Here is an 18275-nt window from a genome sequence, read left to right as displayed (position 1 = left end):
TCCTTAAGAAAGAATTCTTCTTAAAACTTCTTCGTAAGCTACTTTTACGCTACCAAGGTCTTGTCTAAATCTATCTTTGTCAAGTTTTTCGTTTGTTGTCGCATCCCAAAATCTGCAGCTATCAGGGCTTATCTCGTCAGCTAAGATGATGTTACCATCTTTGTCGATACCAAATTCGACTTTGAAATCAACTAGTTTTAAATTTCTCTCTGCAAAGAATTTAAATAATATAGAGTTGATCTCTCTTGCTGTGTGTCTTAGTGTTTGAAGATCTTTTTCGCTCTTTACTAGACCCATGATGATGCAGTGCTCGTCAGTAACTAGTGGATCGTGCAAATCGTCGTTTTTGTAGTAGAACTCAACAAGTGTAAAAGGTAGAACTGTGCCTTCTTTTATGCCAAGCCTTTTGCTAAGTGAGCCAGTTGCGATATTTCTCACAACAACTTCAAGAGGTATGATCTCGCATTTTTTGACCACTTGCTCAGTGTCGCTGATGGTCTCAACTAGGTCAGTGACGATACCTTTGCTCTCTAGTAGTTTAAAAAGCTGAGTAGAGATTTTGTTATTTAGTGCGCCTTTGCCAGCTTCGTTGCCTCTTTTTTGAGCGTCAAATGCTGTTAGATCGTCTTTAAATTCAGCCACAAGTAGATTTGGATCGTCTGTGGCGTACATTTTCTTGCCTTTTCCCTCGTAGATAAGCTCTCTTTTTTGCATGTTGTTCTCCTTTAGATTATTGTTGTTTTATCTTTAAAATTTTGATCGTATCAATCGCTGTTTTTAACTGAATATCCTCATCAACCTTTTTCTGTGTGATTATATTTTTATCATCTTTTGCTTCAGTTTTATTGCCCTCACTTGTTGGATTTATCTTGTTTAGCTCGCTTTTTAGGTGTGCTTTTAGTTCACTCTCTTTGATGCTAAATGCACTATCATCACTTTGTGGCACTTTGCCAGGATGCACGACTACATCTGGTGTTACGCCAACTGCTTGGATAGTTCTGCCACTTGGTAAGTAGTATCTTGCGATGGTTAGTCTTAGTGCTTCTGTATCATCTATTGGTAGGATTACCTGAACGCTGCCTTTACCAAATGTGTTTTCGCCAATTATCACCGCACGCTTATGATCTTGCAATGAACCACTTACGATCTCGCTAGCGCTTGCACTTCCGCCATTTACAAGGACAACAAGTGGGAGTTTTGATAAGGTTTTGCTAGCGCTTGCTTTATACTCTACATTTTCAGATGCATCACGACCCTTTTGAGAGACGATGACGCCGTTATCTACAAAAAGATCCACTAGATCGACAGCTTGATTTAAAAGACCGCCAGGGTTGTTTCTAAGATCAAGTATGATGCCGTTTGCTTTTGGATGCTCTTTGATAGCCTCTTTTACCTTTGTAACGACGTTTTTGTCAAAATTTGTGACGCGTATATAAAGGATGTTTTCATTTTCTATCATTTTTGCATAGACAGACTCAACTTTTATGAGATCTCTTATGATCTTTACATCAAATGGCTTTTGCTCGCCTTTTCGCAAAATTGTAATTGTTATCGGAGTTTTTGGCTTGCCACGCATCTTATTTACAGCTTCATCTATCGTTGTGCCAATAGTTGAGTTGCCATCGATCCTTAAAATGATATCGCCAGCTTTTATGCCTGCTTTATCAGCTGGAGTGTCCTCGATAGGCGAGATAACGGTTAGTGCGCTATCTTTCATGCCAACTGTTATGCCAAGTCCGCCAAATTCGCCGCTTGTTTGCACCTGCATATCTTTATATGCTTTTTCATTTAAAAAGCTTGAGTGAGCGTCCAAATTTTGCATCAAACCAGCGATGGCTTTGTCGATTATCTCTTTAAATTTAATGTCATCAACGTAGTATTTTTCAACGGTTGAGATGGTTTTTGTAAGTTTTGAAAGTGCTTCAAGTTTCGCATTCGCCTCATCTTCGGTTTTAGCAAAAAGCGCATTTACTGCTACGCTTGAGATGAGTAGGGCGCCTGTTATTTTTAGCGCAAAAGATCTAGTAAATTTATTCAAAATATCTCCTATATTTTTTGGCTCAATTTTATTAACATTTGGCTAAAAAAAGCATAAATTTAGCCTTATATTTTTAGCTTTTGTCTATTTTTAACACAAATTTATAACAGCAAATTTTAGCAATTAAATAAAAAGAGTGACAAATGTTATAAAAATACTTGACAATATAAGACTAAAGTTATATAATGCCTCCATTATAAAACAACTTAAGGAGCTTTAATGGCTGACATAACAGAAAATTTAACAGCGCAGATGCAAGAGACACTTGAAAAAGGCGTTAGTTTAGCGATCTTTTCTAAAAATCCACAAGTTGTGCCACTTCACGTCTTTTGGGCTTTGCTCGCTGATAGTAATTCTATTTTAAATCAAGTATTTAATAAGATGAACATAAGTAAAGACGCAGTCGAGCTTGAGATAAAAAGCAAGATCTCGTCACTCCCAAGCAGCTCAAACGTCACAAAAGATAACGTTTCAGTTTCAAGAGGGCTTATAAATTCACTTGAAAATGCAAAAGCTTTAATGGTAAGCATGGGCGATAGCTACATAGCTGTTGATACATGGATCATCTCGGCTCTTGAGCTTAGTGAGATCAAACAAATTTTAAGCAAATTTTGCGATATCTTAGAGATCAAAAAGAACCTTGAGAGCATAAGAGGTGGTAAAAAGATAGATAGCCAAACCGGCGATGATACCCTTGATAGCCTAGAGAAATTTGGTATCGACCTAACGCAAAAAGCGCTAAACAAAGAGCTTGATCCAGTCATCGGACGTGATGAAGAGATCACTAGAATGATGCAAATTTTAATAAGAAAGAGCAAAAATAACCCTATCTTGCTTGGTGAGCCAGGTGTTGGTAAAACAGCTATCGTTGAGGGCCTAGCTCAAAAGATAGTGGCTCGCGATGTGCCAACAAGTCTTGCAAACAAGCGTGTCATCGCGCTTGATATGAGTGCAGTTGTAGCTGGAGCAAAGTATAGAGGCGAGTTTGAAGATAGGTTAAAAGCTGTCATCGACGAGGTCAAAAAAGCTGGCAACATCATACTTTTTATAGATGAAATTCACACCATCGTTGGAGCTGGTGCTAGCGAGGGTGGAATGGACGCAGCAAATATCCTAAAACCAGCTCTTGCGCGTGGCGAGCTTCACGCTGTTGGTGCTACGACATTAAAAGAGTATAGAAAATACTTTGAAAAAGATGCAGCGCTTCAAAGACGTTTTCAACCAATAGATGTCAAAGAGCCAAGCGTAAATGAGGCATTGCAAATTTTACGTGGTATAAAAGAGCGTCTTGAAGTTCATCACGGCATCACGATAACTGATAGCGCGCTAGTTGCCGCAGCAAGGCTAAGCGACCGCTACATCGCAAACCGCTTCTTGCCAGATAAAGCGATCGACCTTATCGACGAGGCAGCAGCTGAGCTTAAGATGCAAATAGAGAGCGAACCATACGAGCTTTCAAAGATAAAACGCGAGGTCGTAACGCTTCAAGTAGAAAAAGAAGCTCTAAAGATGGAGGATGCGGATAAAAATAAAGAAAGACTTGGCGAGATCGAAAAAGAGATAGCTGATCTAAATGAGAAAAAGCTAGCACTTGATACTAAATTTGAAAATGAAAAGGCTGTTTTTGGTGGAATTTCAAAAGCAACAAAAGAGATCGATAGCTTAAAATCACAAGCTGAGATAGCAAAAAGAAATGGCGATCTTCAAAAGGCTGCCGAGATAGAATACGGCAAGATAGCAGACGCTAAAAAGCACAAACACGAGCTTGAAGAAAAATGGGAGCACATGAAAAAAGAGGGCGTGCTTCTTAAAAATCAAGTCGATGAAGAGCTTGTGGCTGAAATTTTGAGCAAATGGACCGGAATTTCAGTTAAAAAGATGCTAACAAGCGAAAAAGAGAAATATCTGCGCATCGAAGAGCATCTAAGAGAGAGCGTTGTCGGTCAAGATGACGCACTACACGCACTTGCGCGTGCTGTTAAGAGAAACAAAGCAGGACTAAATGAGGGTCAAAGGCCGATTGGTTCGTTTTTATTTCTTGGACCAACAGGCGTTGGCAAAACTCAGTCTGCTAAGGCTTTGGCTAAATTCTTATTTGACGATGAGAAGGCGCTTATCCGCTTTGATATGAGCGAATATATGGAAAAACACAGCGTGAGCAGGCTTCTTGGTGCGCCTCCAGGATATGTGGGCTACGATGAGGGTGGCCAGCTAACAGAGGCAGTTCGCAGAAGACCATACTCGGTCATACTTTTTGACGAGGTTGAAAAGGCTCACAAGGACGTATTTAACATACTTCTTGGCATACTTGATGATGGACGCGCGACTGATAACAAAGGTGTAACGGTTGATTTTAAAAACACGATCATCATTTTAACTTCAAACATCGCTTCAAATTTCATAATGGAGCTAAAGGGCGAAGATCGTGATGTAGCTGTTAAAAACGAGCTTAAAAACTACTTTAAACCTGAGTTTTTAAATAGGCTTGATGATACTATCATCTTTAATCCTCTAAACGAACAAGGCTTGATATCTATCGTTGAGATCATGTTTAAAGAGCTTGAAAAAACTCTTCACAACCGCGGCATCAAGGCAGTTTTAAGCGAAGAGGCTAAGAAATTTATTGCAAAAGCTGGCTTTGACATAGTTTATGGCGCAAGACCTCTTAGAAGAGCGCTTTATGAGCTAGTTGAAGATAAGATCGCTGATTTGATCTTAAAAGATGAGCTTGAAAGTGGCGATGAGATCACCATTGATAGCGATGGCGAGAAGATCATCATTAAGAAAAAATAACTTCAAATTTACTTGGCAGGTTGGATCAACTTGCCAAGCCTACTATAAATTTAACTAATATCCTTATTTGATCTGTAATAAAATATAAAAAATAGCACGCAAAGCATCGCTATAAAGGCAAAAACTATCAACGTGCCATCTTTAAATGAGCTTAAAAACATGCCATTTGTATTCATACCAAAAAAACCAGTGATGAAATTTAGCGGCAAAAATAGAGCCGAAATGAGCGTCAAGAGGTAGATATTTTTATTTATCTTGTCGTTTTTGGCACTTTGTATAAATGTATAGATATCCTCAACTCTATAGGCGTATTCGTTGGCTATGGTTTTAAAGACACTTGCTTCGTGGATGCTGTTTTTAAGCTCTTTTTTTAGCCCTTGCTGCTCACTTTGGCAGATCGCAAGAGCTTCGTAAAAGTGCGAAATGCTATTTTGAAATTTTCTGATCTCATACTTTAAAAAGTGGTGTCTTTTTATAAATTTCTCAAAATTTTTCTGGCTAGCATAAATTTTCTCATACTCATTTAGCTCGTCTTGGTGCTCTAAAATTTTATTTGTATATTCATTACAAATCCCCTTAATAGCTGCTTCAAACGTGCTTTTGTCACATTCATGCTCAAGATCTTCTTTGTAAATTTTGCCATCTTTAAATAAAAATTTAAAAACTTGCTTTTGCGATGATGAGATGAGCGTGATGTAGTCAAACTCTTCTCCATAAAAATATCCACAAAGTGCGCTTTTATAGCTCATCTGTGCTCCTTTTTGCGTAGAAATTTCGCTTAAATTTAGCAAATTCGCCGACCTCTATCGCCTCTCTCATCTCTTTCATCAAATTTAGATAGTAGTGCAGGTTATGAAGGCTTGCTAGTCTAAAAAACGTGAGCTCTCTAGCCTTAAAAAGGTGGTTTAGATAGCCTCTGGAGTAGCGCTTGCAGGTGTAGCACTGGCAGGCTGGATCGATCGGCGAGTGGTCGTTTATGAAGCGGGCTGATTTTATATTTATCTTGCCAAAGCTAGTAAAAAGCGTTCCGTTTCTTGCGTTTCTTGTTGGCATCACGCAGTCAAACATATCAACGCCTCGCTCTACGTTTTCGACTAAATCTTCAGGTGTGCCAACGCCCATTAGGTAGCGAGGTCTAAGCTCATCCATAAATGGCATAACCGCCTCAACCGTGTCATACATCACCTCGTTGCTCTCGCCAACACTAAGACCTCCTATGGCAAGGCCGTCAAATGGCATCTCGTTTAGTGCCTGCGCACAAAATTTACGTGCCTCATAGTCGGTGCCGCCTTGAACGATACCAAAGATATTTTGCTGCAAGCCAACACCCTTGCTTTGCATAAATTTGTGATACTCAATCGCCTCTTTTGCCCATTTTATCGTCCGTTTTATGCTAAGACCTATCCTTTTTGGCTCAGCAGGCAAAGCGACTAGGTCATCAAGTATCATCATGATGTCGCTGCCTAGGTCATACTGCGTGTCAAGGACGGATCTTGGCGTGAAGTAGTGAGTGCTGCCGTCGATGTGGCTTTTAAATTTTATCCCACCATCGTCGTTTTTGGTGTTTGATCTAAGCGAAAATGCCTGAAATCCGCCGCTATCAGTTAAAAATGAGCGCTCAAATTTAGAAAATCCATGCAGTCCGCCAAACTCACGCACGACCTTGCTGCCAGGGCGCAGATACATATGATAGGTGTTTGCTAAAATGATCTTTGCGTCTAAAATTTCACTCATATCAAAGGCATCTAAGCTTTTAACTGCGCCAACAGTGCCAACTGGCATAAAAACTGGCGTTTGTATCACGCTGTGAGCAGTTGTTAGGACGCCGCGCCTTGCGTTGCCATCTTTTTTTATAACTTCAAATTTCATCTAAGTCCTTAAAATTTTTGATTTTTTATTTTAACAAAATTTATAATATAATCCAGAAATTTTAAGGCAAAGGAACTTTTTGCAAAAAAGAAATGATATCGTTTTTACCGAAGCAAACGGCACTGCGACCATAAAATTTGCAGGTGAGTTTAGCTACAAAGACGCAAAAAATTTACAAAGCATTTTTAAAAAAATACAAAAGCTTAACGGCAATGTTAAATTTGACTTTAGCGAGCTAAAGAGCATTGATTACGCTGTTTTGATCCTTTTAAAAAACACGCTAAATGGCAAGAAATTTGAGATCGTTACAAACGACGAAAAGATAAAGGCGATGAGCGATCTTTTAAATGATGAGAAGATTGATTTTAAATATATGCCACCGCACAATAGCCTAAATTTTTTCTCGCGCCTTGGTGAGAAAATTTGCGAGGGATTTGTAAATTTGCTTGAGTTTGGCTCGTTTTTGGGCGAGTTTTTGATAAAGAGCGTGAGGATTTTATTTAATCCTGCAAATTTAAGGTTTAGAGAATTTAGCAACTACATAAAAGATGGTGGCGTAAATGCTGTTTTCATCGTATCGCTCACCGCTTTTTTGATAGGCGTCGTGCTTGCTTATCTTGGCAGTGCGATGCTTGCAAGTTTTGGGGCAAGTATATTTATAGTAGAGATCATGGGTATGCTAACGCTTAGAGAGGTCGCTCCGCTCATCGCTGCTATCGTCGTGGCGGGCAGGTCGGCCTCTAGCTTTACCGCGCAAATTGGCGCTATGAAGCTAACTGAGGAGATAGACGCGATGAAGACGATGGGCTTTGAGCCATTTAACTTCTTGGTGCTGCCACGCATCATCGCCATGGTGCTTTGCGTGCCTGTCATCATCTTTATAGCTGACGCCATAAGCATTTTAGGGCAGATGATCATTTGCCAAACTATTCTTGATATCAGCTTTAGCGACTATCTTAATAGATTTCGCGAGATGGTCGAGCTTAGACACTTTGCTGTTGGCATGATAAAGGCTCCGTTTTTTGGTGCGGTGATAGCGATCATTGGCTGCATGAGGGGATTTGGCGTGAGTCAAAACGCCCAAAGCCTTGGAGCAATGACAACCGTTAGCGTTGTAAATGCGATATTTTGGGTCATTGCGCTTGATGCATTTTTCGCGATAATTTTTATGTGGCTAAATATATGAACGAGATAATAGTTGGAAAAAACATAACAACAAGTTATGGCGATAAGATAATGCACGATAATGTGAGCTGGAGCGTCAAAGAGGCTGAAATTTACGGCTTTTTAGGCGGAAGTGGTGCTGGTAAAACGACGCTTATGAAGACGATGATATATCTAAAAAAGCCAAGCAAGGGCGATATATTTTTTGATGGCGTCAATATGTGGAAAAGTAGCTCTGAGGAGCAGCAAGAGATAAAGCTAAAAAGTGGGACGATGTTTCAGTTTGGAGCGCTTTATAGCTCGATGACGATCCTTGATAACGTGGGCGTTTTGCTCCATGAATACTCTAAATTTAACAAGCGCCAGATCGATGAGATAGCGATGTTTTGGATACAAAAAGTGGGGCTTAAAAAAGAGGTATCAATGCTCTATCCAAGCGAGCTAAGTGGCGGTATGAAAAAAAGAGCCGCACTAGCAAGAGCCTTGGTGTTAAGTCCTAGGGTGCTATTTTTAGATGAGCCAAACAGCGGACTTGATCCTGTTAGCTCGCGGCAGATGGACGCGCTCATAAAAGAGCTTCGTGATAGCATCGGCGTGACCGTCGTCATGGTGACGCATGATGCGGATAGCATTTTTGATATTTTGGATAGATTTTTGATAATAGATAACAAAAAGATAGCCTTTGAGGGAGATATAAAAGAGCTTGAGCATCTTGAAAACAACCCGCTTGAAGAGCTATTTAAAATGAGGAAAAAGTAGATGGAAAATAGAAATTCTTATACCATTGTCGGCATGTTTTTTATAGCCTGCCTTACAGCATTTGCCATATTTATCTGGTGGATGACTAGCAAAAATAACACAAAGGTTGATTTTAAAGAGTATTACATCCACACAACCGAGCTGCCAAGCGGACTAAAGGTTGATTCTACGGTTAAATTTATCGGCGTGCCAGCTGGAAGTGTTAGCGATATAAATTTTGTCGATGACAAAAATGCTCTTATAAACATCACGATGAAGATAAGAGAGGATCTGCCTATCAAGGCTGATAGCGTGGCTAGCATCGAAGTTCAGGCTATTAGCGGTGTGGCTAGTATCAATATAAGCCGAGGCACGAAGGATTTTAAACCAGGCGATAAGCCTATCTTAAAGCTTGAAGAGAGCCTTCTTTCAAAGCTTGGAAACAACGCTGAAAACATCACTTTAAAGATAAATCAAACCCTTGATAAGGTTGATGGCTTTTTCTCAGCTGAAAATATCTCTCACATCGAGTCAATCCTAAGAAATATCGATAAATTTACTCAGGTTTTAACCGATGAAAATGGTCTAAGCGAGGTTGATAGCATCGTTAAAAATGTAAAAAATTTCACTGATAGCCTAAACAAAACAGATACAAAAGAGCTTGCTAAAAATTTAAACACGCTAATTGCAAGCGCAAATTCAGTTTTTAAATCAGCAAATTCAGCCGTCACTGGATATAGCTCGCTTCAAGATATCATCACTCAAAAGGTAAAAAACGGCGAGTATGACCTTAGAAACACGGTATCTCCGCTTCTTAGAGAGGCTAGTGAGTTTTTAAATGGATTTGACAAGACGCTACGTGAGTTTAGAGGTGCGCTTCAAAGGCTTGAGGACAATCCTTACGAGTTTTTCTTTACAAATCCAGTGCCAAATGACAAAGGAGATAAAAAATGAGAAATTTAATCTTTCTAGCAGCTGCATTTTTATTTTTTGGCTGCTCGCTAAAGACCGACGTGCCAATGGCAACTATGTATGAAATTCACTACTCAAACAAAGAGTGCTCAGCTGAAAACAAGCAAAAAGAGCTAAAAAATGTCTTCATAGAAAACGTAAGCGCCCTTGATATGGTAGATACTAGAAAAATTCTAATAGTTGCTGAAAACAATAAGATAAGATATTTGACAGACGCCAAATTTGTATCTGAGCCAAGCGAGATGATCTATAAGTCGCTTGTAAAAGGGCTTTACTCAAACTGCGCTGCAAAGCCGATATTTTCGCCAAATGCAAAGGATCTTAGGCTAAAAGTTAGCATCATCTCACTTCAAATAAGAGGCGACAAGGCCGAAGTTTCGCTAGCTTACGAGCTATTTAACGCAAACACCTCGCTAAAATCAGGCATGATCACAAAAGAAATTTTCTGCCCAGATCCAAGCTCAAGCACCATTTTTGAGACGATAAACAAGGCTGCAAACTCAGCTATCGATACTTTAATCTCTGAAATAATCTACTAAAATTTTCTTAAATTTTTTGGCTGTGAAAGCTTAAATTTACAGCCAAAAATAGCTTATTTTAAAGACCTTTTGTTATAATGCGACTTTAAAATACGGAGAATTAATGAAGAAAATTTTAATAATCGCTGGTGGAGCTTTTGCAAGAAATTTTTTAGATAGACTTCTTGGAGCAAAGTCAAATTTACACCACTACATAGTTGTTTCAAACGAAGATCACAGCCAAAAGGCAAATTACGAAAATTTCACATTTTATCAGTTTGATCCAACTAGCCTTTCAAAGCTAAAGAGCATAAGTGATGGCTATTTTAGCCAGTTTTGTATCGTGAGTGAGAACAAAAATGAAGCGGTTGCTGTTTATGAAAATTTAAGACAGATCAGCACAAAGACTGAGACCATTTTTATGAACTCGTGGGAGCTTGATGAAAAGTGCAAGGAGACTTTTGCAAGCGATAAGCATCTAAGTGTAGTTGATATAAGAGATATCGCAGCTTCAAGGCTCATGGACTATCTGCCAGATATGCCTGTATATGCTGATAATATCGGCTTTAGCGAGGGTGAGATCATGGAGGTTAAGGTGCCTATTGGCAGCTCATATATGTATCGTCACGTAAGCTCGATCGCTCAAAAAAGATGGCGGATAGCGCTCATTTACAGGGGCGCTGAGATCATCTTGCCAAAGCCAAATACAATGATCCAGCCAAGCGATATCTTGCTAATCGTTGGCGATCCAAACGTGCTTCAAAACGTTTATCGCTCGATAAAACGCGAAAGTGGGCAGTTTCCAAGTCCATTTGGCAGCAACATCTACACGCTAATAGATATGAAGTCGATGAGCAAAGAGCGAGTTAGCAAGCTCATCGAAGATAGTCTATATGTGCATTCAAAGCTAAATAACAAACGCCTTATTTTTAGAGTGATAAACCCAACTTTAGGCGAAAATTTAGAGACGCTAAAGGCGATAAAAGAGAAAAATATCCTTGTTTTGATGGATTATTTTAATAGCGACAATAAATCGATAAAAGATGACGTTTTAAAGCACGACATCGGACTAATCATAAGCGACGATAGATACTTTTTTAAATTTCAAAAGTTATTTTACGAGCTGAAAATTCCAGTGCTAAAAACGGGCAAAATTTTGCTCTCAAAGGTAAAAGAGGGCGTGATACTGGGCGATCAAAGCCAAGAGGTAGAAAATCAATCAGCCGTCATTACAGACTGCTGCGCGCAGCTTGATTTGGAGATGAGATTTTACTATTTTGATAACAAGCATAGCGACGATGAGGCGTTAAAAGAGCACTTTGAGAGCATTAGCACGCTCTTTTCAAAGCGCATAAAGATAGAAAATCACAGCCTCAAAAACCCGCTAGTGAAGCTAAAGGACACAAATGATCTGCTTCATTTTGTGATGTTTAGCAAGAGCGTGGCAAATGGTAGCGCCTTTGCCTTTTTATCGACAAATTTAAACAGACTTTATAAAAAACTAAGCCAAAATGCACAGCTTTTTGTGCCGGTAAGTGAGTAAAAAATGCAGATAAATTTAAACCTTAAGGAAAAGGCGTCAAGCTATAAAATTTATATAAATGAGCTTGAGAGATTAGAGCTAAAAGGCAAGATCGGTATCGTCACAAATGCCAAAGTGGCGGGCCTTCACCTTGACAAGCTACTTAGTGTTTTAAAGTGCGATGAGAAATTTATCATAAGCGTGCCAGACGGCGAAGAGTATAAAAATTTAACAACGATAGAGCAAATTTTAGAGCAGCTTTTTGTTAGTAAATTTGACCGCTCATCTACGCTCATAGCTCTTGGCGGTGGCGTCATCAGCGATATGACTGGCTTTGCGGCAAGCATATATGAAAGAGGGGTAAGCTTCATTAATATCCCAACCACGCTTCTAGCGCAAGTCGATGCTAGTGTGGGCGGAAAGACTGGGGTAAATAACAAATTTGGCAAAAATTTAATAGGCTCATTTTATCAGCCAAAGGCAGTTTTTTGCGAGATAAATTTCTTAAAAACATTGCCAAAGAGAGAATTTGCAGCTGGCGTGGCTGAAGCTTTGAAGATGGCGATAACCTTTGATAAAGAGATGTTTAGCTGGCTAAAGAGCGTAAATTTAGACGATGAAAATTTAGCAAAGCTGGTTGAAAAGTCTATAAATTTAAAGGCTAGAGTGGTCGAGCAAGATGAGAAAGAAAAGGGGCTAAGAGCTATTCTAAACTACGGACACACCTTTGCTCACGTCATCGAAAACGAGACAAACTACAAGGAATTTTTACACGGCGAAGCGGTGGCGATAGGTATGAATATGGCAAATCGCCTAAGCGTTAGACTGGGTCTCATGAGCGAGGCGCAGGCAGAGGAGATCAGGCAGGTCTTAGAGAAATTTGATCTGCCTGTAAGCTATAAAATAGAAAATGAATATGCATTTTACGAGGCGTTTTTTATGGATAAAAAGACAAAAGGTGATAAGATAAATTTCATCATCGCAGATAAAATCGGCAGTGCGTTCATCAAAAATGACGTCAAAAAAGAGGACGTTTTAGAAACTTTGAGAGAATTTAAATGAAAAAGATCCTAGTTTTTCTACTTTTTTGCTTTGCGCTTTACGCTGAAGAAAACGCTACACTTGAGCAAAATGTCTCACAAAATTTACAAAATAGCGAGCTTATAAAAGAAATTTCAAACCTAGATAACTCCCTAAAAAACAACATCTGGATCACAAGATACGCCAACTACAACACCTATCAAAAGCTTCTTAATGAGCTAGAGCAAAATGAAAATGAGCTTAAAAAGCTTGATAAAGGCTCAAAAAGAGGTGGCGATCTCATAAAGAGAAGTCAAACTCTAAAAGAGCAGATAAATTTGCTAAAAGAGTATGAGAAAACGCCATTTTCAAATATGCTAGCAGCCCCAGAAATGGAGACACCACCTAGGATAAATAGCCCAGTTGCGCTAGTATCTGGCTTTTCATACATCAAAAAGATAAGAAGCGACAAGATCGAGTATCAAAGGCACATCAAAGAGCTTGACACCTTGCTTGAAAAGCTTGAAGCAAAAGAAAATTTGCTAAATAGACTAAATTTGATAGATGATAGCGAGCAAAATAGAGCAAGTCTAAACCTTGTAAAACAAGAGATAGGCGACTTCAAAGCAGCAAAACAGATCGCTGATACCACTTATAGCGTCTATGAAAAAAGGGCTGATGAAGCGATAAATTTGACAACCTCTGACATCAAGGCTCAGTTTTTAAGTATGGGCTACACAGCCATCGTCATCCTTCTAACGATCGGACTAACATTTATCGCTAAATTTATCGTTAAAAGAACGATCACTGATAACGAGAGATTTTACACGGTCAATAAATTCTTAAACGTGCTAAACATCACCGTTATCATCATAATCCTGCTATTTTCATACATCGAAAACGTCACATATCTAGTCACTGTGCTAGGTTTTGCCTCTGCTGGTATTGCCATTGCGATGAAAGATATGTTTATGAGCATGCTTGGCTGGATGGTTATCATGTTTGGTGGCACGATCCATGTGGGCGACCGCGTCAGGGTCTATCATGACGGCAGCGAATTTGTGGGCGATGTGATAGACATTTCACTACTTCGCTTAACCGTCTTTGAAGACGTTAGCTACTCAACTTATAAGGTAAATCGCCGTGCAGGTAGGATCATCTTTGTACCAAATAACTACATCTTTACAGACCTCATCGCAAACTACTCACACTACGGCATGAAGACCGTTTGGGACGGCATAGATGTCGTGATAAGCTTTGATAGCAATCACAAAAAGGCCGCCTATCTAGCAAAAAATATAGTAAAAAAATATTCAAAAGGCTACACTGACATCGCAAAACGTCAGATGAATAAGCTAAGAAGCCAGTACAGCATCAAAAATCCAAACGTAGAGCCAAGAATTTATACATTTTTTGAGCCTTACGGTATAAATATCTCATGCTGGTTTATGTCAAACTCATACGCCACGCTCGCTCTTAGAAGCACGATAAGCGCTGAGATCATAGAGGCATTTTTGGCTCACGATGATATAAAGATAGCTTACCCAACACAAACTATGTTTATAGGTAAAAAAGAAACGCCAAGCGATCACGTAGCTCACGCCGAGCAAGAGGGCGAAAATATCTAATGCAAAAGATATTTTTTAAGACATTTGGATGCCGCACAAACATCTATGACACCGAGCTTTTAAAGAGCTACATCAAAGACTACGAGATCACAAACGACGAAGAGGTCGCTGATATTGTCGTGATAAACTCTTGCACCGTGACAAACTCGGCTGATAGTGGCGTTAGAAACTATATAAACGGCGTAAAAAGACGCGGGGCAAAGGTTATACTAACAGGATGTGGGGCGGTTAGTAAGGGTAGGGAGCTTTTTAGTAGTGGCATTTTTGGCGTGCTTGGAGCTAGTAAAAAGAGTGATCTAAACGAGCTTTTAAAACAAGAAAAGCCCTTTTTTGAGCTTGGAAATTTAAACTCAGTCGATAAAAACATCGTCACAAACTACGAAAATCATACAAAGGCCTTTATAAAAATTCAAGAAGGCTGCAACTTTAACTGCAGCTACTGCATCATCCCATCAGTGCGTGGCAAAGCTAGGAGTATGGATGAGGCGATGATCTTAAAAGAAGCTAGAATTTTAGCTCAAAATGGCTATAATGAACTCGTTTTAACTGGCACAAACATAGGCAGCTACGGCAAAGATACAAATAGCTCTCTTGGCAAACTGCTAGCAAATTTAGGTAAAATTTCAGGCATCAGACGCATAAGACTTGGCAGTATCGAGCCAAGCCAGATAGATGAGAGCTTTAGAGAAATTTTAAAAGAGGAGTGGCTGGAGCGCCATCTACACATCGCACTTCAGCACACGAGCGAGGCGATGCTAAAGATCATGCGCAGGCGAAACAACGCATTTAGCGACTTAGAGCTTTTTGATGAGCTAAGCTCCCTTGGCTTTGCTTTGGGGACTGACTATATCGTGGGTCATCCAGGTGAGAGTGAAGAAATTTGGGCAGAAGCGGTGGAAAATTTTAAGAAATTTCCTATCACACATCTGCATGCTTTTGTCTATTCGCCTAGGCGAGATACGCACTCAGCGACACTAAAGAGCGACGTAAGTGGCGATGTGGCAAAGGCAAGGCTAAAGGTTTTGCAAGGCATTGCCTTTAAGAACAATGAAAATTTTAGAAAAAAACATAACGAAACTTTAAAAATTTTAGTCGAGCAAAAAAACGGCGACTTTTACGAGGGCTTTGATCAGTTTTACAACAAAGCTAAAATTTCTAGTCAAAACGACATAACAAAAGAGTGGTTGGAGGTAAGCGAATATGAAATTAAGCCAGATGCCAATTATGCAAAAATTTAAATTTAACAAGAAAAATATCCTGATAATAGCCGCTATGGCTCTAATAATAGCGCTACTTTTTGCTGTGAGCAAAGAGCCACGAAACATCACCTACTCGCAATATATGCAACTAATGGATGGAAATTTCATCGATAAAGCGGTCATCGACGAAGATGAGGTCATCCTCTATGCGCAAAATAACCGATTTGCCATCATAAAAGAGGGCATAGACATAAAAGAGCTCATAAAAAAGGTCCCAGTCGAGCGAAGCGTGCAGTATATCACGCCAGGCATGGTTTGGGGAAGCATCATCTTTGTTTGTCTTGTGCTTTGGTATGCATATATTTTTAGGGCTATCAAGAAAAAAGAGGAGAGCCTTTTAAGCAAAAAGGACGGCGCTTTTGAGATAGAAAGCGTACTAAATCAAAATGCGATGCCAGTCATCTCAAACGTGAGATTTAGCGATGTAGCGGGCATTAGCGAGGTCAAAAGCGAGCTTAGCGAGATAGTTGATTTTCTTAAAAATCCACAAAAATATAGAAATTTTGGTATCAAAATGCCAAAAGGCGTGCTAATGATCGGTCCTCCAGGCGTTGGCAAGACACTTGTGGCAAAGGCGGTCGCTGGCGAGGCAAATGTGCCGTTTTTTTACCAAAATGGCGCAAGCTTTGTGCAAATTTACGTCGGCATGGGCGCAAAAAGAGTTAGAGAGCTCTTTAGTAGAGCCAAATCCTACGCACCTTCAATCATCTTTATCGACGAGATAGACGCCGTTGGCAAGAGTAGGGGTGGCACTAGAAACGACGAGCGAGAAGCCACGCTAAATCAGCTGCTAACCGAGATGGACGGCTTTGAGGATAACTCAGGCGTCATCGTCATAGCTGCAACAAACAGGATCGAGATGATCGACGAGGCACTGCTTAGATCAGGGCGCTTTGATAGGCGTATATTTTTGTCAATGCCTGATTTTAACGACAGGGTGGCTATCCTAAACACATATCTAAGAGATAAAAACTGCGAAGTGCCAGCCGAGGATATCGCTAGGATGAGCGTTGGCTTTTCTGGTGCTGCACTTAGCACGCTTGTAAATGAAGCAGCGATAAACGCCCTAAGAAACGGCGAAAGCATGCTTAGGATGAGGGACTTTGAGGCTGTTTTAAACAAGGTCTTGCTCGGCAAGAAAAAGGTGCTAAGCTACAGCGAGAGCGAGAAGAAAATTCAAGCCATCTATCAAGGTGCAAAGGCGCTAAGTGCTTACTGGTTTGATGTGAAATTTGAAAAAATTTCGCTCATTGAAGACCGCTTTATGGCGACTGAGCAAGAGATCGAGTCAAAGTCACAGATGCTCTCACGCATAAAGGTTTTAATAGCTGGCATGTGTAAGCTCGAGATAGATGAGAACGACATATTTTCAAACTCAAGCAATGATCTAAATTTAGCAAAAGAGATCGCCTCAAAGATGGTTTATGAGTATGGCATGGGAAATTCTTTCGTGCCAAATCCAAACGATGTGGAAGAAATTTTAAAACAAGCAAAAGATGAGATAATCTCATTTTTAAAGGGCACGAACGAGCAGATCGCAAGGATAAGCTCATATCTGCTTGCTTACGAGAGCGTAGATAAAGAGACGCTTGCTAAAATTTTAAATGAAAACTACTAATAAAGGAGAAAAAATGAAAGCAAAAATAGGAATTCTAACTATGTCAGATCGCGCAAGCGAAGGCACATACGAGGACAAATCAGGCCCAGCGATTAAAGAGGTGCTTGATGGCTGGATAGTAAGCGAGAGAGAGTATTTTTACGAGGTGATCCCTGATGAGCTTGATCTCATAAAAGAGAGGCTCGTGCACATGATAGATGTGCTAGGATGCGACCTTGTACTAACGACTGGAGGCACAGGACCAGCAGTGAGAGATGTCACCCCAGAGGCTACTGAGGCAGTTTGCGAGAAGATGATGCCAGGCTTTGGCGAGCTAATGAGAGCTGCAAGCTTGCAATACGTCCCAACAGCGATCTTATCACGCCAAACAGCAGGCATCAGAGGTCACGCGCTCATCATAAATTTACCAGGTCAGCCAAAAGCGATAAAAGAGTGCTTGGAGCCGGTATTTCCAGCGGTGCCATACTGCATCGATCTTATAGAGGGTGCGTTTATCGAGACTGATGAAAACGTGATGAAAGTTTTCCGCCCAAAACAAAAGAAAATCTCGTAAATGGGTTTGACAGATAGCCTAAATTTAAAAGCCGCTGCCTTTGCAAATAGGTGGCGACTTGTTATTAAAATTTGGCTTGTTTTTTCTTTTTTATCCTATGCGCTGGCCTACTACCTTGGGTTAGAGGTTTTTGGCTTTATCTCTGCCATTTCTATCTTTGGCTGTGTTTGCCTGCTAGCCTTTAGCTCACTTCTTTGGTTTATCGCTAGCCTTGTATTTTTGCAACCTTTGGTATTTTTACTACTTGAAAAATTTGATGAAAGCATTACTGTTTATGCTTTAGCCTGCTCAATTTGGCTGCTTGTCTGGATCACTTTGTCGCTTGTGGTCGATGATAAATTTGCAAGACTGGGAAATGACATCTTGCTAAAGATCACTCGTATAGTTCTTGTTGGCGAGTTTGCCTTGCTATATTTTTTTAACTACAACAGCAGCTTTGGCATAGAGACTTTAATAAAGTCAAATTTGACAAAGTCGCTGCTTTTAGTGCTAAACTCCTATATGCTGCCATCGCTTGTTACGCTACTTATATTTGATATAAAAACATATATCGCTAGCAAAAATGAGTAAAATTTTACGTATT

General features: G+C 39.9%; 16 protein-coding genes. 12 read left to right on the top strand and 4 right to left on the bottom strand.

Annotated features, from left to right (window positions below; genetic code table 11):
- Window positions 1-3: 3 nt before the first annotated feature.
- Window positions 4-714: a phosphoribosylaminoimidazolesuccinocarboxamide synthase gene (purC, locus tag CVS91_RS01195; protein WP_009293856.1), complete on the bottom strand. Its 711-nt coding sequence runs from the start codon at window positions 712-714 to the stop codon at window positions 4-6.
- 16 nt (window positions 715-730) lie between these two features.
- Window positions 731-2005, bottom strand: coding sequence for a S41 family peptidase (locus CVS91_RS01190; RefSeq protein WP_234409644.1), 1275 nt, complete (start codon window positions 2003-2005; stop codon window positions 731-733).
- Window positions 2006-2257: 252 nt separating this feature from the next.
- Between CVS91_RS01190 and CVS91_RS01185 the strand changes: the two genes are divergently transcribed.
- The gene (locus tag CVS91_RS01185; RefSeq protein ID WP_107829724.1) at window positions 2258-4831 is read left to right on the top strand and encodes an ATP-dependent Clp protease ATP-binding subunit; all 2574 of its coding nucleotides are present in this window, start codon (window positions 2258-2260) and stop codon (window positions 4829-4831) included.
- Window positions 4832-4881: 50 nt separating this feature from the next.
- On the opposite strand, the gene CVS91_RS01180 is transcribed toward CVS91_RS01185, so the two are convergent.
- Together CVS91_RS01180 and tgt are read right to left on the bottom strand one after the other, a co-directional pair.
- Window positions 4882-5580 (bottom strand): CorA family divalent cation transporter, encoded by a 699-nt coding sequence (locus CVS91_RS01180; RefSeq protein WP_107829722.1) that lies wholly within the window; start codon window positions 5578-5580, stop codon window positions 4882-4884.
- Window positions 5570-6700: a tRNA guanosine(34) transglycosylase Tgt gene (gene tgt, locus CVS91_RS01175; protein WP_107829720.1), complete on the bottom strand. Its 1131-nt coding sequence runs from the start codon at window positions 6698-6700 to the stop codon at window positions 5570-5572. Before tgt ends, CVS91_RS01180 begins: the two co-directional genes overlap by 11 nt.
- A gap of 79 nt (window positions 6701-6779) precedes the next feature.
- Here tgt and CVS91_RS01170 point away from each other — a divergent pair, with 79 nt between their 5' ends.
- From CVS91_RS01170 to CVS91_RS01120, 11 genes are all read left to right on the top strand, one after another.
- Entirely contained in the window at window positions 6780-7886 is a 1107-nt protein-coding gene (locus CVS91_RS01170; RefSeq protein ID WP_107829718.1) for an MlaE family ABC transporter permease, read from the top strand.
- On the top strand, window positions 7883-8623 hold the full coding sequence (locus tag CVS91_RS01165) for an ABC transporter ATP-binding protein (protein WP_103568858.1): 741 nt from the start codon (window positions 7883-7885) through the stop codon (window positions 8621-8623). Before CVS91_RS01170 ends, CVS91_RS01165 begins: the two co-directional genes overlap by 4 nt.
- The gene (locus CVS91_RS01160) at window positions 8624-9556 is read left to right on the top strand and encodes an MlaD family protein (RefSeq protein ID WP_107829716.1); all 933 of its coding nucleotides are present in this window, start codon (window positions 8624-8626) and stop codon (window positions 9554-9556) included.
- Entirely contained in the window at window positions 9553-10113 is a 561-nt protein-coding gene (locus tag CVS91_RS01155; protein ID WP_002940902.1) for an ABC-type transport auxiliary lipoprotein family protein, read from the top strand. The genes CVS91_RS01160 and CVS91_RS01155 overlap by 4 nt, the downstream gene beginning before the upstream one ends.
- 103 nt (window positions 10114-10216) lie before the next feature.
- Complete coding sequence (locus CVS91_RS01150) at window positions 10217-11635, top strand: COG3400 family protein (RefSeq protein ID WP_107829714.1); 1419 nt, start codon at window positions 10217-10219, stop codon at window positions 11633-11635.
- A gap of 3 nt (window positions 11636-11638) precedes the next feature.
- Entirely contained in the window at window positions 11639-12676 is a 1038-nt protein-coding gene (aroB, locus tag CVS91_RS01145) for a 3-dehydroquinate synthase (protein WP_107829712.1), read from the top strand.
- Complete coding sequence (locus CVS91_RS01140) at window positions 12673-14262, top strand: mechanosensitive ion channel domain-containing protein (protein WP_107829710.1); 1590 nt, start codon at window positions 12673-12675, stop codon at window positions 14260-14262. Before aroB ends, CVS91_RS01140 begins: the two co-directional genes overlap by 4 nt.
- On the top strand, window positions 14262-15500 hold the full coding sequence (gene mtaB, locus CVS91_RS01135; protein ID WP_107829708.1) for a tRNA (N(6)-L-threonylcarbamoyladenosine(37)-C(2))-methylthiotransferase MtaB: 1239 nt from the start codon (window positions 14262-14264) through the stop codon (window positions 15498-15500). The genes CVS91_RS01140 and mtaB overlap by 1 nt, the downstream gene beginning before the upstream one ends.
- Window positions 15487-17139 carry an ATP-dependent metallopeptidase FtsH/Yme1/Tma family protein gene (locus CVS91_RS01130; protein WP_107829776.1) on the top strand — a complete coding sequence of 551 codons (1653 nt, stop codon included), beginning with the start codon at window positions 15487-15489 and terminating at the stop codon, window positions 17137-17139. Before mtaB ends, CVS91_RS01130 begins: the two co-directional genes overlap by 14 nt.
- A gap of 13 nt (window positions 17140-17152) precedes the next feature.
- Window positions 17153-17692, top strand: a complete 540-nt coding sequence (gene mog / locus CVS91_RS01125; protein WP_002940911.1) for a molybdopterin adenylyltransferase — start codon at window positions 17153-17155, stop codon at window positions 17690-17692.
- Window positions 17693-18262: a nitrogen fixation protein NifR gene (locus CVS91_RS01120; protein WP_107829706.1), complete on the top strand. Its 570-nt coding sequence runs from the start codon at window positions 17693-17695 to the stop codon at window positions 18260-18262.
- The last annotated feature ends 13 nt before the right edge of the window (window positions 18263-18275 follow it).

The sequence above is a fragment of the Campylobacter concisus genome (assembly GCF_003048985.1).
GTDB classification, from domain to species: domain Bacteria; phylum Campylobacterota; class Campylobacteria; order Campylobacterales; family Campylobacteraceae; genus Campylobacter_A; species Campylobacter_A concisus_AY.
Note: the sequence above shows the minus strand (reverse complement) of the source record. Positions and strands in the feature narration are given on the sequence as shown.

Excerpts from the sequence above, each read along its gene's own strand:
- purC (WP_009293856.1), bottom strand. The coding sequence starts at position 714 with ATGCAAAAAAGAGAGCTTATCTACGAGGGAAAAGGCAAGAAAATGTAC.
- CVS91_RS01185 (WP_107829724.1), top strand. The coding sequence starts at position 2,258 with ATGGCTGACATAACAGAAAATTTAACAGCGCAGATGCAAGAGACACTT.
- CVS91_RS01180 (WP_107829722.1), bottom strand. The coding sequence starts at position 5,580 with ATGAGCTATAAAAGCGCACTTTGTGGATATTTTTATGGAGAAGAGTTT.
- tgt (WP_107829720.1), bottom strand. The coding sequence starts at position 6,700 with ATGAAATTTGAAGTTATAAAAAAAGATGGCAACGCAAGGCGCGGCGTC.
- CVS91_RS01165 (WP_103568858.1), top strand. The coding sequence starts at position 7,883 with ATGAACGAGATAATAGTTGGAAAAAACATAACAACAAGTTATGGCGAT.
- CVS91_RS01160 (WP_107829716.1), top strand. The coding sequence starts at position 8,624 with ATGGAAAATAGAAATTCTTATACCATTGTCGGCATGTTTTTTATAGCC.
- CVS91_RS01155 (WP_002940902.1), top strand. The coding sequence starts at position 9,553 with ATGAGAAATTTAATCTTTCTAGCAGCTGCATTTTTATTTTTTGGCTGC.
- CVS91_RS01150 (WP_107829714.1), top strand. The coding sequence starts at position 10,217 with ATGAAGAAAATTTTAATAATCGCTGGTGGAGCTTTTGCAAGAAATTTT.
- aroB (WP_107829712.1), top strand. The coding sequence starts at position 11,639 with ATGCAGATAAATTTAAACCTTAAGGAAAAGGCGTCAAGCTATAAAATT.
- CVS91_RS01140 (WP_107829710.1), top strand. The coding sequence starts at position 12,673 with ATGAAAAAGATCCTAGTTTTTCTACTTTTTTGCTTTGCGCTTTACGCT.
- mtaB (WP_107829708.1), top strand. The coding sequence starts at position 14,262 with ATGCAAAAGATATTTTTTAAGACATTTGGATGCCGCACAAACATCTAT.
- CVS91_RS01130 (WP_107829776.1), top strand. The coding sequence starts at position 15,487 with ATGCAAAAATTTAAATTTAACAAGAAAAATATCCTGATAATAGCCGCT.
- mog (WP_002940911.1), top strand. The coding sequence starts at position 17,153 with ATGAAAGCAAAAATAGGAATTCTAACTATGTCAGATCGCGCAAGCGAA.
- CVS91_RS01120 (WP_107829706.1), top strand. The coding sequence starts at position 17,693 with ATGGGTTTGACAGATAGCCTAAATTTAAAAGCCGCTGCCTTTGCAAAT.